The 25,880-nt window shown below is 60.5% G+C and carries 28 protein-coding genes and 1 pseudogene; 11 read left to right on the forward strand and 18 right to left on the reverse strand.

Going from position 1 to position 25,880, the window contains the following annotated elements; all coding sequences use genetic code 11:
* Nucleotides 1-76: 76 nt before the first annotated feature.
* Both ACW9HW_RS17905 and ACW9HW_RS17910 read right to left on the reverse strand, forming a co-directional pair.
* A complete protein-coding gene (locus ACW9HW_RS17905) occupies nt 77-940 on the reverse strand; it encodes a methyl-accepting chemotaxis protein (RefSeq protein ID WP_404940893.1) in 864 nt (287 codons plus the stop codon).
* A pseudogene (locus ACW9HW_RS17910) lies at nt 935-1,753 on the reverse strand (MCP four helix bundle domain-containing protein); the annotation flags it as partial. The pseudogene ACW9HW_RS17910 and the gene ACW9HW_RS17905, both read right to left, overlap by 6 nt.
* 173 nt (nt 1,754-1,926) lie before the next feature.
* Between ACW9HW_RS17910 and ACW9HW_RS17915 the strand changes: the two are divergent.
* The gene (locus ACW9HW_RS17915) at nt 1,927-2,358 is read left to right on the forward strand and encodes a nuclear transport factor 2 family protein (protein WP_095195164.1); all 432 of its coding nucleotides are present in this window, start codon (nt 1,927-1,929) and stop codon (nt 2,356-2,358) included.
* 275 nt (nt 2,359-2,633) lie between these two features.
* On the opposite strand, the gene nirD is transcribed toward ACW9HW_RS17915, so the two are convergent.
* From nirD to ACW9HW_RS17930, 3 genes are all read right to left on the reverse strand, one after another.
* Nucleotides 2,634-3,008, reverse strand: a complete 375-nt coding sequence (gene nirD, locus ACW9HW_RS17920) for a nitrite reductase small subunit NirD (RefSeq protein ID WP_457401086.1) — start codon at nt 3,006-3,008, stop codon at nt 2,634-2,636.
* A complete protein-coding gene (gene nirB, locus ACW9HW_RS17925; protein WP_095195162.1) occupies nt 3,008-5,569 on the reverse strand; it encodes a nitrite reductase large subunit NirB in 2,562 nt (853 codons plus the stop codon). Before nirB ends, nirD begins: the two co-directional genes overlap by 1 nt.
* Before the next feature lie 547 nt (nt 5,570-6,116).
* Nucleotides 6,117-6,317, reverse strand: coding sequence for a YbdD/YjiX family protein (locus ACW9HW_RS17930; protein ID WP_095195161.1), 201 nt, complete (start codon nt 6,315-6,317; stop codon nt 6,117-6,119).
* 242 nt (nt 6,318-6,559) lie between these two features.
* Here ACW9HW_RS17930 and ACW9HW_RS17935 point away from each other — a divergent pair, with 242 nt between their 5' ends.
* The 3 genes from ACW9HW_RS17935 to msrA are packed head-to-tail and all read left to right on the forward strand — an operon-like array spanning nt 6,560 to nt 8,212.
* Entirely contained in the window at nt 6,560-7,165 is a 606-nt protein-coding gene (locus ACW9HW_RS17935; protein WP_095195160.1) for an SCO family protein, read from the forward strand.
* On the forward strand, nt 7,165-7,653 hold the full coding sequence (locus ACW9HW_RS17940; protein ID WP_457401089.1) for a copper chaperone PCu(A)C: 489 nt from the start codon (nt 7,165-7,167) through the stop codon (nt 7,651-7,653). Before ACW9HW_RS17935 ends, ACW9HW_RS17940 begins: the two co-directional genes overlap by 1 nt.
* Before the next feature lie 52 nt (nt 7,654-7,705).
* The gene (gene msrA / locus ACW9HW_RS17945) at nt 7,706-8,212 is read left to right on the forward strand and encodes a peptide-methionine (S)-S-oxide reductase MsrA (protein WP_137806405.1); all 507 of its coding nucleotides are present in this window, start codon (nt 7,706-7,708) and stop codon (nt 8,210-8,212) included.
* A gap of 169 nt (nt 8,213-8,381) precedes the next feature.
* Here msrA and ACW9HW_RS17950 read toward each other — a convergent pair whose 3' ends face one another.
* Entirely contained in the window at nt 8,382-8,786 is a 405-nt protein-coding gene (locus ACW9HW_RS17950; protein ID WP_457401091.1) for a DUF1801 domain-containing protein, read from the reverse strand.
* On the reverse strand, nt 8,767-9,363 hold the full coding sequence (locus ACW9HW_RS17955) for a hypothetical protein (protein WP_095195156.1): 597 nt from the start codon (nt 9,361-9,363) through the stop codon (nt 8,767-8,769). Before ACW9HW_RS17955 ends, ACW9HW_RS17950 begins: the two co-directional genes overlap by 20 nt.
* 197 nt (nt 9,364-9,560) lie before the next feature.
* On the opposite strand from ACW9HW_RS17955, the gene ACW9HW_RS17960 reads away from it, so the two are divergent.
* Complete coding sequence (locus ACW9HW_RS17960) at nt 9,561-10,145, forward strand: hypothetical protein (protein ID WP_457401093.1); 585 nt, start codon at nt 9,561-9,563, stop codon at nt 10,143-10,145.
* A gap of 91 nt (nt 10,146-10,236) precedes the next feature.
* Complete coding sequence (locus tag ACW9HW_RS17965; protein ID WP_457401094.1) at nt 10,237-10,392, forward strand: hypothetical protein; 156 nt, start codon at nt 10,237-10,239, stop codon at nt 10,390-10,392.
* A 123-nt stretch (nt 10,393-10,515) separates the two neighbouring features.
* Here the strand turns inward: ACW9HW_RS17965 and ACW9HW_RS17970 are convergent, their stop codons facing one another.
* The 3 genes from ACW9HW_RS17970 to ACW9HW_RS17980 are packed head-to-tail and all read right to left on the reverse strand — an operon-like array spanning nt 10,516 to nt 13,100.
* The gene (locus tag ACW9HW_RS17970; RefSeq protein ID WP_457401096.1) at nt 10,516-11,460 is read right to left on the reverse strand and encodes a methyltransferase; all 945 of its coding nucleotides are present in this window, start codon (nt 11,458-11,460) and stop codon (nt 10,516-10,518) included.
* A 15-nt stretch (nt 11,461-11,475) separates the two neighbouring features.
* Nucleotides 11,476-12,849, reverse strand: coding sequence for an iron-containing redox enzyme family protein (locus tag ACW9HW_RS17975; protein ID WP_457401098.1), 1,374 nt, complete (start codon nt 12,847-12,849; stop codon nt 11,476-11,478).
* An 11-nt stretch (nt 12,850-12,860) separates the two neighbouring features.
* Nucleotides 12,861-13,100, reverse strand: a complete 240-nt coding sequence (locus tag ACW9HW_RS17980; RefSeq protein ID WP_095195152.1) for a hypothetical protein — start codon at nt 13,098-13,100, stop codon at nt 12,861-12,863.
* Between the two features lie 350 nt (nt 13,101-13,450).
* Here ACW9HW_RS17980 and ACW9HW_RS17985 point away from each other — a divergent pair, with 350 nt between their 5' ends.
* Entirely contained in the window at nt 13,451-13,927 is a 477-nt protein-coding gene (locus ACW9HW_RS17985) for a hemerythrin domain-containing protein (protein WP_095195151.1), read from the forward strand.
* 107 nt (nt 13,928-14,034) lie between these two features.
* Nucleotides 14,035-14,493: a short chain dehydrogenase gene (locus ACW9HW_RS17990; protein WP_095195150.1), complete on the forward strand. Its 459-nt coding sequence runs from the start codon at nt 14,035-14,037 to the stop codon at nt 14,491-14,493.
* Here the strand turns inward: ACW9HW_RS17990 and ACW9HW_RS17995 are convergent.
* On the reverse strand, nt 14,482-15,414 hold the full coding sequence (locus ACW9HW_RS17995) for a LysR substrate-binding domain-containing protein (protein WP_457401100.1): 933 nt from the start codon (nt 15,412-15,414) through the stop codon (nt 14,482-14,484). The genes ACW9HW_RS17990 and ACW9HW_RS17995 overlap by 12 nt on opposite strands.
* Before the next feature lie 141 nt (nt 15,415-15,555).
* Between ACW9HW_RS17995 and ACW9HW_RS18000 the strand changes: the two genes are divergently transcribed.
* On the forward strand, nt 15,556-15,960 hold the full coding sequence (locus tag ACW9HW_RS18000; protein WP_095195148.1) for a RidA family protein: 405 nt from the start codon (nt 15,556-15,558) through the stop codon (nt 15,958-15,960).
* A gap of 7 nt (nt 15,961-15,967) precedes the next feature.
* Here the strand turns inward: ACW9HW_RS18000 and ACW9HW_RS18005 are convergent, their stop codons facing one another.
* The 7 genes from ACW9HW_RS18005 to ACW9HW_RS18035 form a co-directional block, all read right to left on the reverse strand.
* Nucleotides 15,968-16,840 (reverse strand): mechanosensitive ion channel family protein, encoded by an 873-nt coding sequence (locus ACW9HW_RS18005; RefSeq protein WP_457401102.1) that lies wholly within the window; start codon nt 16,838-16,840, stop codon nt 15,968-15,970.
* Between the two features lie 212 nt (nt 16,841-17,052).
* Complete coding sequence (locus ACW9HW_RS18010; RefSeq protein WP_095195145.1) at nt 17,053-19,050, reverse strand: peptidase U32 family protein; 1,998 nt, start codon at nt 19,048-19,050, stop codon at nt 17,053-17,055.
* A gap of 261 nt (nt 19,051-19,311) precedes the next feature.
* Complete coding sequence (locus tag ACW9HW_RS18015) at nt 19,312-19,692, reverse strand: RidA family protein (RefSeq protein ID WP_457401103.1); 381 nt, start codon at nt 19,690-19,692, stop codon at nt 19,312-19,314.
* Between the two features lie 61 nt (nt 19,693-19,753).
* Nucleotides 19,754-20,875 carry an agmatine deiminase family protein gene (locus ACW9HW_RS18020; RefSeq protein WP_457401105.1) on the reverse strand — a complete coding sequence of 374 codons (1,122 nt, stop codon included), beginning with the start codon at nt 20,873-20,875 and terminating at the stop codon, nt 19,754-19,756.
* A gap of 167 nt (nt 20,876-21,042) precedes the next feature.
* Entirely contained in the window at nt 21,043-22,146 is a 1,104-nt protein-coding gene (locus ACW9HW_RS18025; RefSeq protein ID WP_095195141.1) for an extracellular solute-binding protein, read from the reverse strand.
* A 1-nt stretch (nt 22,147) separates the two neighbouring features.
* Nucleotides 22,148-23,056, reverse strand: coding sequence for an N-carbamoylputrescine amidase (gene aguB, locus ACW9HW_RS18030; protein WP_457401107.1), 909 nt, complete (start codon nt 23,054-23,056; stop codon nt 22,148-22,150).
* 4 nt (nt 23,057-23,060) lie between these two features.
* Nucleotides 23,061-24,113 (reverse strand): agmatine deiminase family protein, encoded by a 1,053-nt coding sequence (locus tag ACW9HW_RS18035; protein ID WP_457401109.1) that lies wholly within the window; start codon nt 24,111-24,113, stop codon nt 23,061-23,063.
* 136 nt (nt 24,114-24,249) lie between these two features.
* Between ACW9HW_RS18035 and ACW9HW_RS18040 the strand changes: the two genes are divergently transcribed.
* Nucleotides 24,250-25,104, forward strand: a complete 855-nt coding sequence (locus ACW9HW_RS18040) for a LysR substrate-binding domain-containing protein (RefSeq protein ID WP_457401112.1) — start codon at nt 24,250-24,252, stop codon at nt 25,102-25,104.
* Nucleotides 25,105-25,248: 144 nt separating this feature from the next.
* The gene (locus tag ACW9HW_RS18045; protein WP_457401113.1) at nt 25,249-25,485 is read left to right on the forward strand and encodes a hypothetical protein; all 237 of its coding nucleotides are present in this window, start codon (nt 25,249-25,251) and stop codon (nt 25,483-25,485) included.
* Nucleotides 25,486-25,880 lie beyond the last annotated feature (395 nt).

Below are 25,880 nucleotides of genomic sequence, written 5' to 3' on the forward strand. Positions count from 1 at the left end.
TTGGAATGCATTCCCCTGTGGGAGCGAGCCTGCTCGCGAAGAGGCCCTGATAGGCAGCACACAACGAAAGGATCTATCAGAGCCTGAACCGATCCACCGATTGCGACAATTTACCCGCCAGACTCGACAACTCATCCGTCGTCGAAGCCGTCTGCCCGATCACCTTGCTGTTGCCTTCGGACATCCCGGCAATCATCTCCACCTGATGGGCGATTTCATTGCTGGCCAGGCTCTGCTCGCCAATGGTCCGGCTGATGTCATTGACCAGTTGCGTGGTGTTGAGCGTGGCCTCGAGGATTTCGCGGATGGCGCGCTCAACATCGGCGGTCACGGCCATGCCCTTGTCGACCTGGGCGACGCCCTCTTCCATGCTGATGACTGCCTCGCGGGTGCTTTGCTGGATGCGCGAGACCATGGCGGCGATTTCCTGGGTGGAGGCGCTGGTGCGACCGGCGAGGCTGCGCACCTCGTCGGCGACCACGGCAAACCCGCGCCCCTGCTCACCGGCACGAGCCGCTTCGATGGCAGCGTTCAGTGCCAACAGGTTGGTCTGATCGGCGATGCCCTTGATCACCTGGATAATGCTGAAAATCGCTTCGGACTCCTTGTCCAGCGTACGAATCACCTGCGCCGACTGCTGCGCCGAACGGGCGATACCGTCCATGTCATTGACCACCTGATGGATCACCCGTCCGCCGTCCTTGGCCAAGGCCTCGGCCTGATTGGCCATGTTCAGCGCGCGCTCGGCATGCCGGGTGATTTCCTCGATGCTCGCGGTCATTTCGCTGGCGGCCGCGGCCATGGTGCTGGCCGCGGTGCTTTGTTGCTGGCTGCTGCCGGCGACTTCGTGGCAACCGTTACTCAACAACTCGCTCATGCCGCTGACGCCATGGGCGTTGCTGCGCACCACTTCGATCATGCCGCGCAAATCCCGCTGCATGGTGGCCAGGCTGCGAATCAATCGGCTGGCTTCGTCCTGGCGGTCCGTCTCGACAATCGGCTCGCTCAGGTTGCCATGGGCGATGCTGTCGGCGATACGGCTGGCGGTGCGCAGCGGCCCCATGATGCTCAGAATCACCCAGCGCCCCTGGGCCAGCAGCAGCAACAGACTGACGATCAGCACAGTGCCGAGGGCGACATTGGCGTTGCTGATGGCTTCGCGCGTGCCTTCGCTGGTCTGTTGCGTGTTGTGTTCAATCAGTTCGCTGAGAGCCGCCATCTGGTCTTCCAGTTGGCTGAACGCGCTGTTGAAGGCGGCCAGTTCCTTTTGTGCGGCGTCGGGGTTTTCCAGGGCCAGGCCGACGATGCGCTCAGCGGCGCTGATGTAGGTGTCGAGGCTGGGCTTGATCCGGTTCAACGCGGTTTTCAGAGTGTCGTTGACCGGCAGCTTGAGGTTCTCGCCGAGCATTTCCCGAAAATGCGCGGTGTGTTCCTCGATGGAACTGCGCACCTCGACCTTGCTGCTGGTGCTTTTGCCCAGCCCCACCAGCATCGCCGACAGCACGTCGGCGCGCAGGGCGTCATGCATCATGTCGGCTTCGAGGTGATTGCTCAGTGCCTTCATGCCGACGTCATTGTCCTGCACCGCTTGCGCCATCTGGCCATTTCCCAGGTAACTGACCATGCCCATGATCAACGCAGTGAGCACGCCAGTGCCGATCAGCAACAGTAAACGCAGTTTTATGGACACTCTGTGGTTCCTCTTTTCGCACGTTTGTCGTTTGGGCGGCTTCATCCTCTGAAGAACGCCCATTGCTGAAGAGGTTATCGACTGCCCCGAGCGGTAGTTGACAGCCGGAGTCCGGGTTTTGCGGTTTTGTCGACATGCGGTAGGTCATCTTCCTCCAGCAATCCCTGCCCCCCATCTTCCATTTCAGAGGAAACCTGCTAGGTTGTACGACAACCTACAACAACAAGGAAACACCCATGAAGAAAGTCAAAGTGCTGATCGGTTTTCTCTGCCTGTTCAGCGGCTACGTGGCAGCGGCGGCCTCGTCGAGCGACAAGGACGTCGCGCAAGCCGTCGACCACCTGACCAACGCCATGCTGCACAAGGACATCGCGCAACTCCGGGCGCTGACTGCCGAGAACCTGACGTACGGACATTCCAGCGGCAAGATCCAGGACAAGCAGGCGTTCATCGCCGACATCGAAACCGGCAAAAGCGCGTTTAAGACCCTTGAAATGCAGAACCAGACCATCACCGTTTCCGGTGATGTCGCGCTGGTCCGCCACCACTTCTCGGCCCAGGCCCTCAAGGGCACCGAGGTGATTCCCACCGAAATCGAGAACTTCCAGATCTGGCAGAAGCAACACGGAAAATGGCTACTGGTAGGACGACAGGCGTTTAAATTCTGATGTTGGTTTAATTGTCAGATTGCACTGCACTAGGCGGGCACTCCTGTGGGAACGAGCCTGCTCGCGAAAGCGGTGTGTCAGTCAACGAAGATGTTGGATCTGATGGCCTCTTCGCGAGCAGGCTCGCTCCCACAGGGGGTCGCGGTCGTTCACAGGTTCTGTGCCTGTCGCCATTCATTGTGGGAGCGAGCCTGCTCGCGAAAGCGGTGTGTCAGTCAACGAAGATGTTGAATCTGATGGCCTCTTCGCGAGCAGGCTCGCTCCCCCAGGGGAAGTCAGGCGATGCCGACTTCCACCCTCCCCTCGTTCAACCGCACCGGCCAGACCCGCAGACGCTGCTGCGGATATTCCAGGCAAGTGCCGTCTTCCAGGCGGAAATGCTGTTTGTAGATGGGCGATGCCACCACCAGGTCGCCTTTGATGCTGCCGACGAGGCCGCGGCCGATGACATTGGCCCCCGATTGCGGGTCGTGATTGTCAATGGCGTAGAGGTTTTTGCCCTCGATGCCCGGCAGATAGAACAGCGCCACTTGCGCGCCGTCCAGCCACACCACTACACCTGAGTCGTTCACCAGGTCCTGCTGGCTGCACACCGATTGCCAGTGGGCAGACGAGCCGGCTTCAACGCGTTGGGTATTGGAATGATTCATCAGGCGCTCTCCTCGGTGACAGGGATCAGATTGAGTTCGGCGGCCATGATCGGGCGCCGTTGACCGCGTTCCTGGACAAAGTGAATGTCCGGGTCCGGGCGTTTATCGTTGACGAAGGTGCGGAAGCGCTTGAGTTTTTCCGGGTCCTTGAGGGCGTTGGCCCACTCGCATTCGTAACGGTTGACCACCAGTTGCATCTGCGACTCGAGCTCGGCGCCCAGGCCCAGGCTGTCGTGGATGATCACGTCCTTGAGGTAGTCCAGGCCACCCTCCAGGCTTTCGCGCCACACCGAAGTGCGCTGCAACTTGTCGGCGGTGCGGATGTAGAACATCAGGAAGCGGTCGATGTAGCGGATCAGCGTCGCGTCATCCAGATCGGTGGCGAACAGTTCGGCATGACGCGGGCGCATGCCGCCGTTACCGGCGATGTAGAGGTTCCAGCCTTTCTCGGTGGCGATTACGCCGACGTCCTTGCTTTGCGCCTCGGCGCATTCACGGGTGCAACCGGACACCGCGAACTTGAGCTTGTGCGGCGAGCGCAGGCCCTTGTAGCGGTCTTCGATGGTCAGCGCCATTTGCACGCTGTCCTGCACGCCGTAGCGGCACCAGGTGCTGCCGACGCAGGATTTCACCGTACGGGTCGATTTGCCGTAGGCGTGCCCGGTTTCGAAGCCCGCTTCAATCAACTCGCCCCAGATGTCCGGCAATTGATGCAATTGCGCCCCGAACAGGTCAATCCGCTGGCCGCCGGTGATTTTGGTATAGAGGTCGTATTTCTTCGCCACCACACCGATGGCGATCAGCTTGTCGGCAGTGATCTCGCCACCGGGAATGCGCGGCACGACCGAGTAGGTGCCGTTTTTCTGCATGTTGGCCATGAAGGTGTCGTTGGTGTCCTGCAACGGCACCAGCGACGGGTCCATGATCGGCTGGTTCCAGCACGACGCCAGGATCGAACCCACCGCCGGCTTGCACACATCGCAACCGGTGTGGCCACGGCCATGTTTGGCCAGCAGTTCTTCGAAGGTGATCACCCCTTCCACCCGCACCAGCGCATACAACTCCTGACGGGTGTAGGCGAAATGCTCGCACAGGCTCTTGTCGACACTGACGCCACGGGCGATCAGTTCGTGTTCGAAGACTTGCTTGAGCAGGCCGGCGCAACCGCCGCAGCCGGTGCACGCCTTGGTCTGCGACTTGAGCAGGCCCAGATCGGTGCAGCCGCCGTCGATGGCCGAGCAGATCGCGCCCTTGGTAACGTTGTGACAGGAACAGACGGTGGCCGTTTCCGGCAAGGCGCCAGGGCCGAGGGTCGGCGCGCCTTCGGACGATGGCAGGATCAAGGCAGCCGGTTCGGATGGCAAGGCAATCGCGTTCTGCATGTATTGCAGCAGCGTGTCGTAATAGCTGTTGTCACCGATCAGCACCGCACCCAGCACCTGCTTGCCGCTGGCGTCCACCACCAGACGGCGATAGCTGGCGGTCGTCTCGTCAATGAACTGATAACTGCGCGCGCCCGGCGTGTTGGCGTGAGCATCGCCGATGGAGCCGACATCGACACCCAGCAGTTTGAGCTTGGTCGACATGTCGGCGCCCTGGAACGGCTCCGCGACGTCCTCACACAGCCGCGCCGCAACGCTGCGCGCCATCTGGTAGCCGGGGGCAACCAGGCCGAACAGGCTGCCGTTCCATGAAGCGCACTCGCCGATGGCGTAGATGTTCGGGTCGCAGCTCAGGCAGGTGTCGTCAATCACCACCCCACCACGCGGGCCGATCTCCAGCGCACACTGGCGGGCCAACGCATCCTGGGCACGGATGCCGGCGGAGAACACCACCAGGTCGGTTTCCAGAAATTCATCGTTGGCAAAATTCATGCGATAGCGATAGTCCTCGCCCGCACTGATCGATTGCGTGGCGCGGGACAGGTGCACGCCGACGCCCAGCCGTTCGATCTGCGCCTTGAGCGCCAAACCACCCAGATCGTCCAGTTGCACCGGCATCAGGCGTGGCGCGAATTCCACTACATGAGCTTCCAGGCCCAGGCTCTTCAGAGCATTGGCCGCTTCCAGACCGAGCAAGCCACCGCCGACCACCACACCACGGCGCGCATCGGCCGCCGCGGCACGAATGGCATCGAGGTCTTCCAGGGTGCGATACACCAGCCGCGAATGACCTTCGGCGCCTTCAATCGGCGGCACGAACGGATAAGAGCCGGTGGCCAGGACCAGTTTGTCGTAATGCACGCAACCCTGTGCGGTGATGACTTGACGCTGTTCGCGGTCGATTTCCAGCACCGGTACACCCAGGTGCAATGTGACGCCGGGCGTCTCGTACAGCGAGGCGTCACTCAGCGCCAGCGACTCGGCATCGCGACCGGTAAAGTATTCGGACAAATGCACACGGTCGTAAGCACGCATCGGCTCCTCGCTGAAGACGTGCAAGCGATAGCGCCCCAGAGCGCCGCGCTCGATCAACTGCTCGACACAGTGATGCCCGACCATGCCATTGCCGATCACGACCAGCGTTTGCAGTTTGTTCAAAGTGGCTACATTGGAATTCATAAACGACACCTGCCCAAGCCCATCACGGTTCAAAAAGCAAAAAAAAACGCCTGAAACCTTGCGGTTCCAGGCGTCTTTGCCTGTTCTTTTGCGGTGTTGAAACCAGACGGCCATGCCTGATCCACCGATATTGCCCACGACCTGTGCGGTTGATCGATCGTCGTTGACCGAGCGGGCTGCCCATCTATGTAGAGGGGCTTGAGGGGATCAATGCAGGGTTTGTGCCAGTCGAAGATCGGGGCTGGAGAAATGGTCGGGGACGGCGGTTCAGGCGGGTTTCAAGGCGAGTCGTATTCAACTGGCCGAGCGTGGCCGAGGGGAAGATGGATCAGCAAACCGCTACGCACTGGTGCACGCTGGCAGGCTTCGCGCTTTATAAAAGTGCATGTTGCTGTCAAGAAATTGAGGATGAACATGTGAAGAGGGGATTTTTGTGGCGAGGGGATTTATCCCCGTTGGACTGCGCAGCAGTCCCTTTTTGGGGGCTGCTTTGCAGCCCAACGGGGATAAATCCCCTCGCCACAGATTGCCAGGTGTTTGTTGGAATTCAGCAGCACCGCGTATTGCACTTGCCCCGGCCAAACCGTGCTTCCTGGCGCTCACGGAAAAATGCCTCGTAAGTCATGACTGGCTCGTCGGGGGATTTGACCGCCATGAGCGCTACGTAATTATCGTAATCGGGAACACCCACCATTGACTGTGCGCTTTGGCGGAAGAACCGGGCGACCTGCTTCAGTTTATGGAACATGGCAATGCTCTCTATGGGGGATTGGATGGCCCCATGTAACCGCGCCGATGTATCTGCAATGTGTCCGTGCGCAGGGCATTTGTATCTTCGTGTAGCACCGGGACCGCGACCTTTTGGCGCAGGACCGGCGGGCGATCGATTGAGCGCCACAGGGCAACAGTTTGTTAACATCCCTGCGCTTTTTTTCGTCTGATCCGTCAGGCACTGTGTTTTCCCGGTTGCTACACAGGAAGCTTTTTTCCATGAGTACGTTGTATACCCGTCGCACGGTCCTGCGCGGCATGGGCCTGCTGAGCCTTGGCCTGCTCGCCGGCTGCGATGACAGCAGCAAGCTGTCGTTCAAGTACGGCAAGGATCTGAGCGACAAGATCATGGGACGTTCCTTCAAGCTCAAGGACGTCCAGGGCGAGACCCGGATGCTGGGCAGCTACCAGGGGCTGATGCCGATGATCTTCTTCGGTTTCACCCAATGCCCGGCCGTCTGCCCGACGACCCTGGCCCGCGCGGCCCAGGCGAAGAAACTGATGGGCCGCGATGGCGAACGCCTGCAAGTGATCTTCATCACCCTGGACCCCGAGCGCGACACGCCCGAAATGCTCGACAACTACGTCAAGGCCTTCGATCCGAGCTTCGAGGCACTGTCCGGCACGCTGGAAGAAACCGCCGCCACCGCCAAGGAGTTCGGCGTATTCTTCGAGAAGGTTCCGAGCGGCGATACCTACACCCTGTCCCACACCGCGACCAGCTTCGTGTTCGACTCCCGAGGCAATTTGCGCCTGGGCCTGTCCGCGTCCCTTACCGCTCAAGAGTGCGCAGAAGACCTGCTCACCGTCATGGAGGTCTGCTGATGACTTCGCTGTACTCAAAACGCCTGAAACAACTGGTGCTTGGCCTTTCCCTGATCGGCATGGCCTGGCAAGTGTCCGCGCAAACCCAGGTGAACGACGCCTGGGTTCGCGCCACGGTGGCCGGCCAGCATTCGACCGGCGCCTTCATGACCCTGCACGCCGACACGGACAGCAAGTTGCTCAGCGTGCAGTCCCCGATCGCCAAGACGGTACAAATCCACCAGATGAGCATGAAAGACGATGTGATGCGCATGGGGCAGGTCGAGTCCGTCGAGTTACCGGCAGGCAAACCGGTGAGCCTGGATCCCAATGGCTACCACATCATGTTGATGGACCTGACCGCCCAGGTGGCAGAAGGCAGCAAAGTGCCCCTGACCCTGACCGTGGAAAACGCCAAGGGCGAGAAAGAGACAATCCAGGTCGAGGCCCAGGCCCGTTCCCTCGGCGCGATGGATCACAGCAAAATGGATCACAGCAAAATGCATTGAGGGTCTGACGGCCTCGATCAACGAGGCCGGTCACTGATAAGAGGTGCGCACCATGACGACGAACACTGAAACCGCCATCCTCGCCGGCGGCTGCTTCTGGGGCATGCAGGATCTGCTTCGACGCTACCCGGGCGTGCTGGCCACGCGGGTTGGCTACTCGGGCGGCGATGTGCCCAATGCGACCTACCGCAATCATGGCACCCATGCTGAAGCGATCGAAGTGGTCTTCGACCCACAGCAGATCAGCTATCGCCAGATTCTCGAATTTTTCTTCCAGATCCACGACCCGACCACCAAAAATCGCCAGGGTAATGACCTGGGTACGAGTTATCGCTCGGCCCTCTATTACCTGAGTGATGAACAGCGGCAAATCGCTGAAGATACCGTTGCCGACGTCGAAGCCTCCGGCCTCTGGCCCGGCAAGGTCGTCACCGAGATCGAGCCCGCCGGACCGTTCTGGGAAGCGGAGCCTGAGCATCAGGACTATCTGGAACACTACCCCAGCGGCTATACCTGCCACTTCATCCGGCCAAACTGGACGCTGCCGAAACGCCGCTGATGGTTGGTCCCCTGTAGGAGCGAACTCGCTCGCGATGGATGTCAACGATGACGCGGGGCGTCTGAATCCCCGTATCGCGCTCAGGTTTATCGCGTGCGAGCCCGCTGCTACAGGGGTTAGGCCGCCCGTTCATTGACGCGTTGACGAATTGAGCACCACGGTTGCCGGGTTATTTGCGCTTGGCGGTATTGAGTGCCACGGCGGCGCGAATCAGCGCCTGCAAAGCGGCTTCATCGATGATGTCACCTTCATGCAGATCAATCGCGCGTCGGGTGTTGCCTTCCAGGCTGGCGTTGAACAGCTTTGAAGGATCGTCCAGCGCGGCGCCCTTGGCGAAGGTCATCTTCACCGCGTTCTTGTAGGTCTCGCCGGTGCAGATAATCCCGCCGTGCGACCACACCGGTACCCCGCGCCACTTCACTTCCTCGACCACCTCGGGGTCGGCCTGCCTGACCAGCGCCCGGACCCGCGCCAGCGTCTGGCCGCGCCAATCGTTCAGGTCGCGGATTTTCGCGTCGATCCGCTCGGAGGCAGAGCTCGTCTCTTCCTGTGAGTCAGTGATTTCCTTTTTCATGAGGGCTGGTGTCCTCGACGCGTGACGATTTTGTTGAAGGCAGGTAGCCGCGCTGGATCCAGACCCTGCGGTCGATAGCCTGTCGCAGCCGCTCGCGGTGTTCGGACCAGACCAGCGGGTCGACCGAGGTCGTCGAGCGCATCAATTCGAGCATGGCCGAATGGGCCGCGTGATATTCAGCCTGGGCGTCGCCGGCTCTGATTTTCAGGCGCTCGCTCTCAGTCATCTCCATCCGCCGCAGGGCCAGTACCGCTTCGTCGGTAATCAACGGACTCAACGTCAGTTGCGCCCGGTGGGGGGCCACGAATGGCTCGGTCTCCAGCACGAGTTCCCGGGCCCGCCGCGCTCCCCATTTCAATGCCGAAGCGAGTGGTTCGCGGAAACTGCGATCCGAAAAGGCTTCGAACAGGGCGCCACCACTGGCGTCGTAGATTCCGATAAAAACCTGGGTCATCCCCTCCAGCGTGATGCGCGCCTGCACTTCAATCTGCCGACCGTCGTTCAATACGTCTTCGTAGGTTTTGACGGGTAAGCGTTTATTGAGCCATAGCCAGAACTGTGCGCCTCTGCGTCGCATTGATAACCCTCCCCGGTTTAATCACCGAGTAAGGCACAGGAAGGCGCTGTTCGCCACTCCATCGGTCGTTCGCAAATGAATGTGAATACTGCGCATTTTCAATCATCAAACGGCCATTGACGATCTAGACTTCATCAACAACGAGGCAGCAATCGCCGGTTCAATCAGCAGGCCGATAAAAACAAGGACATTCAACCTTGAACATTTCAACCCTTTGCCTCTTGGGGGGCCTGCTGGTATCCGCCGGGGCATGTGCCAACGGAGTCATTCCCGTCCTTGAACTGGACTTCACCAGGGCTGCCACCGAAACCCTGAAGAAACACGGCATCAACGACGCGTGCATCATCGCCGCGTCCAACCCTGGCGCGTTCACCTATTGCCGGGAAGGCTCGGCAACGCTCTGGAAGTATCAGGCGCTGGACCTCGATCAACAGGCGAAAAACCTCGAGGGTAATAAGCTGGCGTCAATGGATGACGGACGGATCTCCATCGTTGAAGCCGATAGTGCGGCCTGCGCGGAAGACACTCCCCAGCCACTGATTCACCCGACGGTTACCCGCGCACTGGCCCTCGGCCTGATCATCCTGTTTCTGTTGATTGGCTTGCGCCACACCTACAGGGCAACCATGGACGGTTTTTTTGTCCCTACCATGAATATGGGCATACACCAGCAACGATCCGCCGGCCCGATGCGCTCGAATCGTTCGACGACGAAGGCCTTGGGGGCTTTCTCCATCGCCGCTGTCATCGCATTCGTTTATTTCGGCTACACCACGTTTTGAACAAGCCGACGGAGAGCGAACGAACCCGGTCAAAAATCCCGAACTCGTGCCATGGCGTTTAATCCAATGTGTAGTCACTGGAGGAAACGCCATGAATAAAGATGATCGTATTAACCCTGACGACAAGGGCCGTGACGCCGACAGCGCGGATGAACCCATGGCCACCCCGCCATCCGATGAGCCGGAAGCAGATGAGCTACAGCGCAAAATCGACAAGATCGAACGCGAGGTGGCGGATGGCAATTGAAACCCCGTGGGAGCGAGCCTGCTCGCGAAGGCGTAGTGTCAGGCACTTTTATTGTGGATGTGCCATCGCCTTCGCGAGCAGTCTCGCTCCCACATGGGGTTCCACATAAAGTTGGGGCCTCTGTCAGTTCCGACGGGTGACGGTGAGCGCCACGACCGCAATGCGCTCAACCCGCTCATAACCGGGCTTGAGCAGATCCTCCCCGAACACATCAGGATCCAGTTCGCGATAAGTCCAGCCAAATGTATCGCCGGCCAACTCCGGCAGGACGGCTTCCAGGAACGGATCCTGGCCGTCGACCATCGCCACGCCAGTGTAGAGCACCAGGCTGCCAGCCTTGTCCAGGCGCGGCAAAGATTCGCGCACGATGCGCAACGACAGCCCCTCCCCCAATGCCCCGCCGCCGTGGCGATAGGCGCGCTGCTGGCTGTCATTCATATAGGGCGGATTGGCAATGATCAGGTCGAATTGGCCTTCGACACTACTCAGGATATCGCTGTGGTAGACGGTGACATTGGAGACTCCGGCCAGCTCGGCATTGACCGCCGACAGTCGCAGAGCCCGTGGATTGATGTCCACGGCCAGCACCTGGGCGTCATGTCGGGCGCGGGCGACGATCAGTGCACCGACACCGGCACCGCAACCAATGTCCACCACTCGCCGGATCGGCTCGAAATGCTGTTGCAGATGGGCTTCAATCATCTGCGCGAAGCGGTAGCTGTCGGGTCCGAAAAATATCGAGTCGGCGTGCGTGGTGGGATATGCCGAGTGAGCGAACAGCAATCCGTCGAGGCTCGACCAGCGCACAGTGCTACGCCAGATCAAGCCCTCCTGTTCGACGATGCCCGCCTGTTCCAACGCAGTGAGTTCATCCGCCGGCAACAGTGCGTGATCGAACGGCATCGACCAACCGAAGACGCCGCGCAGGTCCTTCGCCAACGGTGTGGTGAAGCGCTGGAGGAATCTTTCGTGGGTCAAAGGGGTCGGCGTGATGAAACGATAGCCCTCGGCGATCAGCCGCCTGCCCAACGCCAGTAGCGCGCGATCGGCGATTTGTTGTACTGACATTCAACACTCCTTGAGTCAGCGTAACCGCGAACGCAGTTCGATGAAGCGCCGGGTGGCGAACAACCCCGCCGGGCGATGGTGCCGTTGTGCCAACAGCCAGGGCATCAGTGATTCAAGTTCCTGGCGCGGCGACTGGTGGTGCAGGCTGGCCTGTAACGCCTTGAGTTCCGGATCATCCGCCGTACCTGCACGTTCAACGCTATTGCTGCTGTGATCCCGTAGCGGCGCCGGCTGCCGTTTGGGATCTTGCCCATCACCGGCGATCCAGTCGTGGATCAACTGTTTTTCGTAACCATCGAACACGCCAAACATCGCCGCCGTACTGCCCTCGATCAATTGCCAGAATCGACTTTCCTGCGGTGGACGATGACGCTTGATCCAACCCTTGCGCTGCAGGGCTGCGAGAAAATCCTCGATATGACCAGGCGACGACAACCACTGGTTGATGGTTTGCCCTTCGACCTTGCAGTAGTCGGAATGCATGTGCTGACCGAAGCCACGCTTGCGTTCAAGCATGGCGATCACTTCGCGCTCCAGCTCAAAGGCTTTAATGATGGCAGTCGAACCGAGGCCCAGATCGTTGAGGCGATAGCCCAGGGTCACGCGCCGATAGAACTCGTCCCTGCCCCCGTCCAGGGGCAACAGTTCCAGCAGCGACCGGACCGCCTTGCGCCCATGACCGCTGCTGACGTTGTCGATGGTCACATGCAAGGTGAAGTAGTACGGGTCGATACCCAATTCCCGCAATTCATGGGCGCTGATCAACAGGTGCAACGGTAATTGCTCGTAGCCCAGGTTGTAGCCGATCACCTCCGGCATGAAGGCGGCGCTGCAACTGCCCAGCGCCAGTTGAATCGCGCCCTGCACAAAGTGCTCGTCATTCAGGCCTTGCTGATCGTCACAGCCCTGTTCGGCCAGCAGTGTGCGATAGATCGACACATGGTTCTGCCGGGAATCACCCTTGCCCAACTCTTCAAGGTAGGTGGTCAGCAGGCCATCGAAGCGGTAGTCCTGCCAGTGCTCCAATACCCCCTGCAGCCAGGCACCGTCGACCTCTTTGGTCGGTGCGACCCGTTGCAGGAAATACAAGGCGTGGGCCTTGTTCTGAAAATAACGGCGCCCCGCTCCCTGCTGGCGCTCGACGAGGTAGCCGGCGTAGTCGCGAGCGACGTCGGCGCAATGCCGTTCGGCCCAGGCTGCCAGATGTTGCGGTGTGTCGGGCAGATCGCAAGGGAGTTGGGCGGCGCGGGCCAGCTGCTGCCGCAAAAAGGCTTCGGCCTGCTCTTGAGCGTGCGGAGCATTGCGGTACAGCACGCCATACAGTTCGCGCACGTCGCTGGACCCCGCAAGCGGCGAGGGAGAGCCGGTCAAGGCATTGAATACGGTCATGACCCGCTCCTCTAGCGTCTATCGTCGGACAGCGGCGTTTGCTCATCAGCCTCCGGCAGCTCCCTCCCCGCCAGATCATCCCAGTCTTCCGGGCGTTGGACGGTACCGGGATCCGGCGTGGTCAGCGGATCGTATTTGCCCGGGTCGTCGGGATTGAGCGACGGTGAATCGGGCTCGGGCCGGGAAGGAACGGAATCCTGCGCCTGATCCTGCCGCTGCATGTTGTCCTGGAAAGTCGAATCGGTAGTCATACCCACCTCTACAAAAAAGGTCCGGAAACGCCGGGTCGTACAGGTTTGAAGAGGCGGGGGCGCAGGCGTGCATTCGAATTGACGAGCGGCATCAATCTACGCTTCATGGCTCGCCCGCCGCGACGCGCTGTCCTTTTTCCAGTGATCCGATACCCGCTATTTGCAATGCGCGCAAAGCGCCATTCGTGCAGCCTGCATGGCGCGACTCAACCTCCATGGAAAATAACTCACTGATTAAAAAGGGATTTACGCCCACGATTCGATTGGCACAGTCGATGCTGCCTATGTTTGGAAACCAGGGGTGCCGGCTTAGACCGGCGCAACACTTTCCGTGACAGTGAGGCAAGATAATGAACGCCATCGACATGCTCCAAGCCGACCATGAACGAGTGAAAGGCATCCTGACCCAGTTGGAAGATTCAACCGAACGCGCGGTAAAAAAACGCGCCGAGCTGCTTGCAAAACTGGAGATGGAAATCACGATCCATACCAGGCTCGAAGAAGAGATTCTCTACCCGGCCTACAAAAAAGCCGGCGGTAAAGAACAGGAAAAAATGTACTACGAGGCCAAGGAAGAACACCGCACGGTCGACTCGCTGGTCATGCCGGACCTCAAGATGACCGATCCCGCCAGCGTCGAGTTTTCCGGACGCGCAAAAGTGGTCAAGGAGCTGCTTGAGCATCACATCGAAGAAGAGGAAAAAGAGATGTTCCCCGAGGCCAGGAAGCTCTTGGGCAAAGCGCAACTTGAGGAGTTGGGCAAACAGATGGAGACGATGAAAGCAGCCTGTAAAAAAGAACTGAACGGCGGCAACATCGCAGCCTGACCGCGACAACGCTGGTCACTCCGGCGCGTCAGTTTCTGCAAACCTGAAGCCCGCTATCTTCATGGCGGGTTTCTTGATTTATCACCCGCGGGACGGAGGACTTCACCATGATTGCCCCATCAACCGGCATGAAACCGGGTGAGCGTTACATCGTCGAAAGCGTTGAGCGTGCCCATCATTTTCCCGGTTTCTTTCTCGACGCAAAGTACTACCTGGAGCCCGAATTACAAACCGCCGTCGGCTGGCTCGAAGGCCAGCAATTTCTGTACGACCAACTCGACCCGACAGGCGAGCCGGTGTTTCCCGGCCGGGTTGCCGGCACCATCGAAGACCTGACCTTGACCCTGGCCGATGGCGCGCGCCTGACATTGAGCGAAGAGCCGTTCCGCGCCCAGGCAGATCTACCCCTGCCAGTGATCGATGGCCGTCCTGTTCAGCGATATGTACAACGCCCTTCTCCGCTGCTGGTGGCCGCCGCAGCGTTGTTGATCGGCGGTTGCCTGCTGGCGATCAATCGCGTTCGAGGGCGAAACCGTAATCACCGGACATCGGCTTCAGACTCCTGAACCACCCGGGGCGGTAATCGGCGCATGTTGAGCCATCAGCTCGGCGACCCAATCGATGAACACGCGTACCTTGCGGCTAATATGCCGGTTGGGAGGAAAGGCCACGTAGATCGGCATTGGATCGAGGCGCCAGTCTTCGAACAGGGGCACCAGTTCGCCCCGCGCCAAATGGGGCCTGGACATGTAGTCGGGCAACCAGAGAACCCCCATCCCGGCCAGACCTGCCGCGATGTACGCATTGCCATCGTCGACGGCCAGCACGTAGCGACCTCTGATCTGCACACTCTCGCTGGCATTGCGCATGGCGTATGGCAATGCCCGGCCGGTACGCGCCCACAGGAAGCCGACGATACGATGATCGGAATCTTCCAGTTCCCGTGGATGTAAGGGTTTACCCATTCGTTCCAGATAACTCGGCGCTGCAAACACCCCGAGCTGCAAGTCCCCCACCCGCCTCGCCATCAGTGACTGATCGCTGAGCTCGCCGCCGCGTACTACGCAATCGACGTTCTCATCAATCAGATCGACGATGCGGTCACTGACGCCCATGTCGATCTGGATGTCAGGGTATCGGGTGTGAAAATCAGGCAGTGCCGGGACCAGGATCATGCTCGCCAGCGGGCTGGGCACATCCACCCGCAGTCGGCCCCTGGGCACTGCCGAGGCACCCGACAGGCTGGTTTCGGCATCGTCCAGATCGGCCAACAGGCGCACCACACGCTCGTAATAGACCGCGCCGTCGGCAGTGACGTTGACCTTGCGTGTGGTGCGGTTGAGCAATTTCACGCGCAAGCGTGCCTCCAGTTGCTGCACCAATTGCGTCACGCTGGTCTTGCTCATGTGCAGGGTTTCGGCAGCCTTGGTGAAGCTGCCTGCCTCCACCACCCGGGCAAATGCCTGCATCGCATCGAAACGGTCCATACCTGCCCCAATAGCTAGCGGATTGTTTGGTATTTACAAACAGTGATAGTTGCAGTTGCGCGTTTATCCGGCAAGCCCGTGGACCTACAGTCCCTCCATCGTTAACCGCGGATCGGTTTTGATCCGCTGATGGAGGTCTGTATGACAAAGCGTGATGTTGTTTTTCCACCCGGCCGCCAGGCGCTGTATGAGCGCAATCGCTACTCGCCGGCGATCCGCTCCAATGGCTTTTTGTTCGTTTCGGGGCAAGTGGGCAGTCGCGAAGATGGCTCGCCCGAACCGGATCTGGAGACCCAGGTCCGGCAAGCGTTCAACAACCTGAATGGGATTCTGGGCGCTGCCGGTTGCAGCTTCGATGATGTGGTAGACATCACCGTCTTCATCGTCGATCCCGAAACAAGGTTCGAGACGATCTGGAAGGTGGTACCCGAGTTCTGGGGCCAGGCGCCGCACCCGACGTTGACCGCCGTCGGCGTCACCTGGCTCTATGGCTTCCAGTTCGAGATCAAGGTTATCGCCAGGCTTCCCGAAACCGCGGGAAGCTGAGCGGCGGTCACTCTTTGGCCAGCCCGCCAGGCAGCGCGGCGCCCTGCTGGAAGATCACGGTCTGTGCCGGCATCGGCGCCGGGAAACCGGCCTCTCCGAGGGCATCCTTGATGATGCGGTTGGTGTCGAAATACACCTGCCAATAGTGCTCGTTGTGACAGTGCGGACGCACCGCCAACACCGGCCCGACCAGGTTGAACTCGAGGATTTCCACGTCGACCGCAGGGGTTTCGAGCACATTGGGGATGGCGGCAATCTTCTCTTTCAGCAAGGCCGCGGCCGCTTTCCAGTCGGCGGCGCCGGACAGTTGCGCCTTGAGTTCGACGCGGCGGAACGGGTTGTGGGTGAAGTTCTGGATGTTGTCGCTGAAGATCTTGTTGTTGCCCACCAGGGTCAGCACGTTGTCCGGGGTGTTGATCGCGGTCGCGAACAGGCCGATCTCGGTGACGGTGCCGACAACCCCGCCCGCCGAGATGAAGTCACCGACCTTGAACGGACGCAGCACAATGATGAAAGCACCGGCCGCCAGGTTCGCCAGCAGCCCCGACCAGGCCATGCCAATCGCCAGGCCGACGGCAGCGAGCAGCGCGGCGAAGGTTGTGGTCTGCATGCCGAGGTAACCGAGGATGGCGATCACCAGGATGATGTTCAGCGTCACGGTGATGGCCGAACCGACATAGCGCAACACGGTCGGATCGACTTTCTGCTTGCCCAAGGCCTTCTGCACCATGCCGACGGCAAAGCCGATCAACCAGCGGCCGACGATCCAGAAGGCAATGGCGGTCAGCATCTTGACCGCGAAAGCCACGCCATAAGCCTGCACCACGGCAATGAGCGCGTTGAATTTCTCGGTGGTTACGTTAACGATTGTTTCGTCCATGGCAGTGGCTCTCGCATATGAGGGGCAACCTCAAAACGCTAGCACAGCCGGGCCGGGCTGCCAGTGCAGGAGAGTTCTCAGCCGGATTTCGGGTTCGACAAATGCCCCCTTGTGAGAGCGGGCCTGCTCGCGAAAGCGGTGGGTCAGTCAACAATGATGTTGGATGTACCGCCCTCTTCGCGAGCAGGCTCGCTCCCACAGGGTTTGAGCCCTTAGTGCGGGGCGCGGGGGATGGTTTTGAGCAGGTCGTCGGGGCTGATGTAGCCGACCACGGGCTGGACGCTGCCCGGTTGCGGCAGGTCGAGGATGTGGCCCTTCATCTTGCCGATCACGTGCATCTCGCAAGGCTTGCAGTCGAACTTCAGCGTCAGCACTTCATCGCCGTGAATCAGCTGCATCGGCGCCACCTTGGTGCGCACGCCGGTGACGCCCTTGGCTTGTTTCGGGCAGAGGTTGAAGGAGAAGCGCAGGCAATGCTTGGTGATCATCACCGGCACTTCACCCGTCTCCTCGTGGGCCTCATACGCCGCGTCGATCAGCTTGACCCCGTGACGATGATAGAAATCACGGGCCTTCTGGTTGTAGACGTTGGCCAGGAACGACAGGTGCGACTCCGGGTAGACCGGCGGCGGATTGGTTTCGGCCTTGCGGCCGCCCCGAGGGTGGGCCAGCAGCCGGGCCGCCGTCAGCGCTTCGATCACTTCGCGGCGCAAGGCCTTGAGCTGCGAGTTGGGGATGAAGTACGCCTGCGGTGCATCCAGTGCGACGTCGGTGGCGTGGTATTCGGTGGTGCCCAGTTGACCGAGCAGGTCGCGCAGTTGCTCCAGCGCCTGCTCCGGCTTGTTGGCCAGGCCGAACGGACCGTCCAGGGACACGCTGGCGCTGACGCCCTCCTCGCTGGTGGCGGTGAGTTGCAGACGCTGCTCGTCCAGGCGCGCGACCCAGGCCAGGCCGATGCGACGTTCGGCGGAGGTCTTCTGCAGGGCTTGCTGCCAGTTGTGGTCCAGGTTGCGGCTCAGTGGATGATTCGGGCGCAACTGGTGCAGACCTTTAGGCATCTCGTTGGGTTCGACGCGGTAGCGGTAACGCTTTTCGCCGTCCTCTTCGAACTCGCCTCTTGGTTCGGCAATGTTGGTCCGCCAGCCCACCACCTCGCGCTTGACCAGCACATTGAGTCCGTCGCCGTTGGACAGTGGTTCCTGGGTGACAACGATCAGGTCGCGCTTGCCGACTTTTTCCACCACGCCCACCGGCAGGCCGGTGAAGGTCGGCGAGTCGAAGGCGCCGATGTCGATCTTGCGGTCGCTGACGAAGTAGTCGGTGCTGCCACGGTGGAAGGTCTTGTCCGGGTCGGGCACGAAGAAGTGCGCGGTGCGGCCGCTGGAAGCGCGAGCCAGGTCCGGGCGATCTTCGAGCACATCATCCAGGCGCTGGCGGTAATAGGCAGTGATGTTCTTCACATAACCCATGTCCTTGTAGCGCCCTTCGATCTTGAACGAACGCACGCCGGCTTCCACCAGGGCGCGGATGTTGGCGCTCTGGTTGTTGTCTTTCATCGACAGCAGGTGCTTTTCGTAGGCGACGACGCGGCCCTGGTCATCCTTGAGGGTGTACGGCAGACGGCAGGCCTGGGAACAGTCGCCACGGTTGGCACTGCGACCGGTCTGCGCGTGGGAAATGTTGCACTGGCCGGAGAACGCCACGCACAGCGCGCCATGGATGAAAAACTCGATCGCGGCGTCGGTCTCGTCGGCGATGGCGCGGATTTCCTGAAGGTTCAGCTCGCGGGCCAGGACCAGTTGCGAGAAACCGGCCTGATCGAGGAACTTCGCCCGCGCCAGGGTGCGGATGTCGGTCTGGGTGCTGGCGTGCAGCTCGATCGGCGGGATGTCGAGCTCCATCACGCCCAGATCCTGGACGATCAACGCATCGACACCGGCATCGTACAACTCGTGGATCAGCTTGCGCGCCGGCTCCAGTTCGTTGTCGTGCAGGATGGTGTTGATGGTGGTGAACACCCGGGCGTGGTAGCGATGGGCGAACTCCACCAGGCCGGCGATATCGCTCACTTCGTTGCAGGCGTTGTGGCGCGCGCCGAAGCTCGGGCCGCCGAGGTACACGGCGTCGGCGCCATGCAGGATGGCCTCGCGGGCGATGGCTACGTCGCGGGCGGGGCTGAGCAATTCCAGGTGATGCTTGGGCAAGGACATAGTTTTTTTTAGTCAGGCTGTCACGGTCGAGGGGCGCATTGTAGCGGCGAAATGCCTGATGGGCATCCGTGTGCTGCCGGGTGGCAGCCAGATGGAGCAAATCCTTGTGGGAGCCCGGATTTTAGCTGCGACGAATGATCATTGTGGGAGCGAGCCTGCTCGCGAAAGCGGTGGGTCAGTCAGCATTGATGTTGTCTGTTTCTACCTCTTCTCGAATAGGCTCTCTCCCACAGGGTTATGTCGTTGTATGTAGCAACGTAATCAGGCCTTGGCCGCCATGGCGACGACTTCCACCTTCATGCCTTCGACCGCCAGGGCGGCCACGCCAACGGCGGCGCGCACTGGCCATGGCTTGGCGAAGTAGCGTTTGTAGACTTCGTTGAAGGCGGCGCGGTCGGCCATGTCGGTGAGGTAGATGGTCAAATGCATGACGCGGTCCATGGAACTGCCCGCGCGCTCCAGCGCGACCTTGAGCGCTTGCAGGGTGCATTCGCTCTGCAGGGTGATGTCGCCCAGTTCCAGGCTGCCGTCGGCGCGGGTCGGGATCTGGGTGGACATCAGGATACCGTTGAACGCGGCGACGTCGGAGGAAATGGAATCCTGGTCAGGATCGGGCGTGAAGGTGATGTCTTGGTTGGCCATGGGGCTCTCTTGTTTGAGGAGGTAAAGGGGCGCAGTTTACCAGACGCCCCCGCCCCCATCGCTAAACCAACGGCTGATGGCTGGTGACGCAGTGAATACCGCCGCCACCGGCCGCGATGGCATCGATATTAAGCTGCACCACCTCACGCTCCGGATAAAGCTCGGACAGCAGATCAAAGGCTTTGCGATCGGCCGCCCGGTCACCAAATTCAGGGGCAATGATCGCCCCGTTGATCACAAAATAGTTGATGTAGCCGGCGGCGAAATCCGGGTTGTCCCGGCTGAACTTGTTCTTGCGCGGATTGAGCGGCGGCGACACCGTGTGCACCTGCAACTCGCGGCCATCAGCATCCGTGGCGTTCTTGAGAATCTCCAGATGCGCGCGGGTGACTTTGTTGTCGTAGGACTCGGGGTCGTTGTCGAGGTTGGCGATCACCACGCCCGGCTTGACGAAACGGGCATAAAAGTCGACGTGGGCATCGGTGATGTCCTTGCCCTTGATACCCGGCAGCCAGATGATTTTGCGCAAGCCCAAACGGTCCTTGAGCTCCTGCTCGACCTCGGCCTTGCTCCAGTCTGGATTGCGGTTGGCATTGATCCAGCTGCTTTCGGTCATGATCCCGGTGCCATGACCGTCCACTTCGATGCCACCGCCCTCGCCCACCAATTCACTGCGCTGGTAACGGGCCTCTTCGCGATGGGCAACCTGCTTCGCCACCTGTGCATCCTTGCCGTGCCGCTGCTTGTTGCCCCAGCCGTTGAAGTTGAAGTCCACGGCGCCGAGTTCGCCGTTGTCATCGACGACAAAATTGGCGCCGATATCACGCATCCAGATGTCGTCGAGCTCGGTGATGACGTACGTGATGTTGGCCGTACCGCAATGCTCTTCGGCCAGGTCCCGTTCACGCTCGCGACAGAACACAGTGACCGGCTCATAACCGGCGATGGTCCGTGCGATCCGGCCGAGGGCCGCTTGCACGTCGGGAGTGAAGTCTTCCCAGATGGTGTCCTGTGCGCCAAACGCAATGAAGGCCTGTTCATGCTGGTCGCCCTCATCCGGCATGTACCAGCGGCCTTCGCTGGCCGCCAGCGCTGACACCGGGCTCAGGCCTAGGCCCATGAAGGCCGCTCCCACACCGGCGATAACCGATGCCTGTTTGATGAATTCGCGACGCGTTGACATGCATTTGTTCCTGATAATTAAAAAAGCCCCGGCCAACACCACGGACCCTGTGGGAGCGGGCTTGCTCGCGAAAGCGGTGTGCCAGTCAACATCTACGCCGGCTGATTCACCGCATTCGCGAGCAGGCTCGCTCCCACAGAGTTATGCAGGTGTATGTAGCATTGGTTTCACTGGCCGGTGGCCGTCTTGAACTTGGTCCAGGTGCGCATGCGCGCACGCATGTCGGCCTGGGGAATGTCCTTGCCCGGGATCAATCGAGCATAGGTGGCTTCATCGATGTAGATGTCCGGGTTGTCGCGCATCGACGCATCGACGCTCGGCCGTGCCTTGGCGTTGGAGGTCGGGTAACCGGTGAAATTACTGATGGCGGCCATGTTCTGCGGGCGCATGACAAAGTTGATGAACGCATAGGCGTACTCCGGATGTTTGGCATCGACCGGGATCGCCATGGTGTCCATCCACACCGTGGTGCCCTCGCGGGGAATGCGGTACTGGAAGGTGGTCTTCTTGCCGGCGGCGTCCGAGGTGCGCTGGGCCTGGGTCATGTCGCCGCTGTAACCGAGGGACAGGCACAGGTTGCCATTCACCAGGTCGGTCACCGGTTGCGACTGGAACTTGCGAATGTACGGCCGCAACCCGGCCAGCAATGCGCCCGCCGCCTTGAGATCTTCAGGCTTGGCGCTGCGCGGCTCGCGACCGAGGTAGTTGAGCACCACCGCCAGCACTTCGTCCGGCGAGTCGATCATCGAGATGCCGCAATCGGCAAACTTCGCGGCCAATTCAGGCTTGAACAACATGTCCAGGCTGTTGACCGGGGCATCGGGCACGCGCTGCTTGATCTGCTCGGCGTTGTAGGTCACGCCGATGGTGCCCCAGGTGTAAGGGACAGTGGCCTGGCCCGAATGCTCGTACTGCCCGCGCAGCTTTTGCAGGCCGGGTTCGATGTCGGCCAGTTCTGTGAGTCTGGAGCGCTCCAGCGGCTGCAGGCTGCCGGCGCGCACGAGGCGCTCGGCCACGGTGTCGCCGGGGAAAATCAGGTCATAGCCGCTGCCGCCGGCCAGCATCTTGGCTTCCAGCGTCTCGCTGCCCTCCATGACGTCGTAGATCACCTTGATCCCGGTTTCGGCGGTGAACCGGCTCAGGGTGTCCTCGGCAAAATAATCGGCCCAATTGTACAGCCGCAGGGTTTTCTCCTCGGCGTGCAGCGATGGCATCGCACAACTGATGGCCAATCCCAGGACGCCGGGCAACAGTCTGTTGAACGTAGGCATGTCAGACCCCTTGAGTGTTCCAGCGAGCATGGATGTGGCGACCGTCCTGGCTCAACAGCGCCCCGTACATCTCCGGACGACGGTCGCGGTAGATGCCCCAACTCAGGCGCTCTTCGCGCATGGCGGCCAGGTCTAGGCAGTGCACCAGCACGCCGGTGCTGTCACGGTCGGCCTCGGCGAGCAATTTGCCTTTGTGGTTGCAGATGAAGGACGAGCCGTAAAAGCTCATCTGCAAGGCCGGATCAAGGGTCGCCGCTTCCCGGCCGACGCGATTGGACGCCACCACCGGCAGGATGTTGGCGGCCGCATGGCCACGCATGGTCATCTGCCAGTGGTCACGGGAATCCAGCGTGGCGCAGCCAGGTTCAGAGCCGATGGCAGTGGGGAACAACAGCACGTCGGCGCCCATCAAGGCCAGGCAGCGAGCGGTCTCGGGGAACCACTGATCCCAGCAGATACCCACGCCGATACGCCCGAACGCCGTATCCCAGACACGGAAACCGGTGTCGCCGGGGCTGAAGTATTCCTTCTCCTGGTAGCCAATGGCGTTGGGAATGTGAGTCTTGCGATACACCCCCAGCAAGCGCCCGTCGGCATCGGCCACACACAAGGAGTTGAAGTACGCGTTGCCGGCCTTCTCGAACCAGCTCAGCGGCAACACCACGCCCAGCTCCCGGGCCAGCGCGGCAAAACGCTTGAGCACAGGGCTGTCGCGAAATTCCTGGGCCAGCGCCAAGTGCTGGTGACTTTGCTCGATACAGAAATACGGCGTGGCAAACAGCTCCTGCAGCAGGATCACCTGGGCGCCTTTCGCCGCGGCTTCGCGCACCAGTTGCTCGGCCTGATCGAGGTTGTGTTGCAGGTCCCAGGTGCAAGGCATCTGGGTGACAGCAATGGTCAACAAGGTCATGACATCACCCCTCCACCGGCCAGGCCGGCTGTTGCTGGGTGATGCAATGCACCCCGCCACCACCATGGGCCAGGTTGTTGATGCGCACCGGTACGACTTCGCGCCCCGGGAACGCCCGGGTCAATACTTCGGCCGCCGCGTGGTCAGCCGCGATGCCATAGGCCGGCATGATGATCGCGTCGTTGGCGATGTAGAAGTTGGTGTAGGACGCGCAGAACACTTCAGCCTCGGTGTCCACGGCTTCGCTGGCTTCATACAGTTCGATCAGTTCGAACTTGCGCCCTTTGGCATCGGTTGCCAGTTCCAGGGCACGACGGTTTTCCCGGGCCACTTCGGCGTACACCGATTGGCGGTCGTGGATCGCGTCCACCAGTAACACGCCGGGACGGGCGAAGGCACACACGCCATCGACATGACCGTCAGTCATGTCGCCGGTGACATAGTCCGGATCGCCCGGCAGCCAGATGGTTTTCTTCACGCCCAACAGACGGGCAAAGATCTCCTCCATCTCGGCCTTGGTCATGCCCGGGTTGCGATTGGGGTTGAGCAACACCGATTCGGTGGTGATCAGCGTGCCTTCGCCGTCGACATGAATCGCCCCGCCTTCGTTGCTCAGGTGCGTGCCAAAGCACGGCAAGCCCAGTTGATTGAGGGCACGGCGCGCCAGGCCTTCGTCCAGGTCGTGGGCCGACTTGCCGCCCCAGGCATTGAAGCGCCAGCTCACCCCGGCCAGCCCTTGCTGCGGATGGCAGACGAAACTCGGGCCGGAATCGCGGCACCAGCTGTCGTTGACCGGCAACTCGATCAATTCGATGTTGGCGCCACACAGGGCCTTGACACTGGCGACAGCAGACGGATCGACGACCATTTTCACCGGCTCAAAACGCGCAATGGCGTTGGCCACGCCAGCGAAATCCGCTTGCACCTGCGCCAGGGTCACACGCCAACCCGACTCCCAGAGGGCCTGATTGTGCGGCCAGACCATCCAGGTCGCGGCGTGGCGAACCCATTCCGCGGGCATCATCCAACCGGTGTTTAGATTTTCATTCTGCTGCATGGTAAAAAGCCCTTTCAGTTAAGCCATTGTGTTCAACAAATGCTGCGTTGTTGGTCATGACTCGCATGCTACGGCTGTAAAAACGGGCAAACAAACGATGGATTTTGCAGAGAAGTGATTAGAGGAACTTATCAATATGCTTAAGCACTGGCCGCCGCTGAGTACCCTCCGCGGCTTCGAAGCCGCCGCCCGCCTGGGCAGTTTTCACAAGGCTGCCGCCGAGCTGCACCTCACCCAATCGGCCATCAGCCAGCAGATCCGCAGCCTCGAGGCGTACCTGGAACAGCCGTTGTTTTTTCGCAGTGGCCGCAGTGTCAGCCTGACCGATGCCGGTCACGACCTGCTCAGCACCACCCAGGCCATGCTGCAACAATTGGCCGTGGGCATTCGTCGCCTCGGGCAATACCAGAAGCCCAATCAACTGGTACTCAACACCACCCCGGCCTTCGCCCGCCATTGGCTGCTGCCACGCCTGGGTGACTTCCGCCGTCAGCATCCTGAAGTCGATCTGTGGATTTTCAGTACCGATGAAGTGCCGGACATGGCCACCCAGACCATCGACATCGCGGTGCGCGATGACATCAGCTCCCAGGCCGAATGCAGCTTCAGGGTGCTGTACGCCGACCGCCTCTACCCCGCCTGTCACCCGAACCAGCTGGCACAGCCGCAGGCACAACGCACTACCCTGCACGGCGAACGGGAAATGGACTGGAGTCATTGGGCGGTCGAGGCCGGTATCGATGTCGGCCAGCAGGATCAGGGGCTGAACTTTTCCGATCCCGGCCTGCTGCTGGACGCTGCGTGCGCAGGGCTCGGTATCGCGCTGGTCAGCCAATTGCTGAGTCGCCAGGCCCGCGCCAACGGCCAGTTGCAACCCTTGGTAGAGCAAACCATCCGCGGCCCGAACTGGGCATTGTTGACCCATCGCGACAGTGAGAACAATGCGCGAAGCTTCAGTGAGTGGCTGATCAAAAACCTGGAAGTCGACTAGGCCGGGATGACATCAAACACCCTGTGTAGGCACTGGCAAAGCCCGCGTCCGGCAAGTGACCAGCGGGTTGGAAATAACTGGCATTTGCACCTAGTTTTCATCTCTTCAGCCAACGATCGCCGGATGAAAAACGGGAGACACCCAATGCGAATGTTCAAAGCGATTGTAGTTGCATGCCTGTTAGCCGCAGGGTTGATTGCTCATGTGGGCATTGCGAATGCCGAAGGGGATGTTGCCAAAGACGTCCGCGATGGGGTTCGTGATGTGGACAAGGATATTGATCGGGATGGGAAGGATATCGATAAAGAGGCCAAGGAACTGGATAAGGAACGGCATAAGGAAGATAAGCATCTGGATAAGGAAGAGAAGAAACATCTTTGATGGGTGCGATATTTGGATTGGGTTGGGTTGGGTGTATATCCGTTATTTAGGTAACGGCCACTTAGGGTTTCGCTCTTACAGCGAGTTACTTGGAAGAGCACCAAGTAACCAAGCGCTCTTGCCCCACCACTCGGTGCCTCGCTCTGGCTCGGCATGCCCTCACTCCGGCATTGCTCCGTGGGTCGCCGCGATGGGCCATCCCTGGCCCAGCGCGGCTAAACCGGCGTCCTGCCGGTTTACCCACTGCGCAATGCCTGCGTTCGGCCAGCGTGGTTTAACGGGGCGCCCAGATCAAAAGCCAAAGCGAGGCGGCCTGACAGCCGACCTGACTTTCACCGGGTGTGCTCATTCCCCTGTGGGAGCGAGCCTGCTCGCGAAGGACGTCAACGATAACG

The organism is Pseudomonas sp. SDO5532_S415, assembly GCF_054071155.1.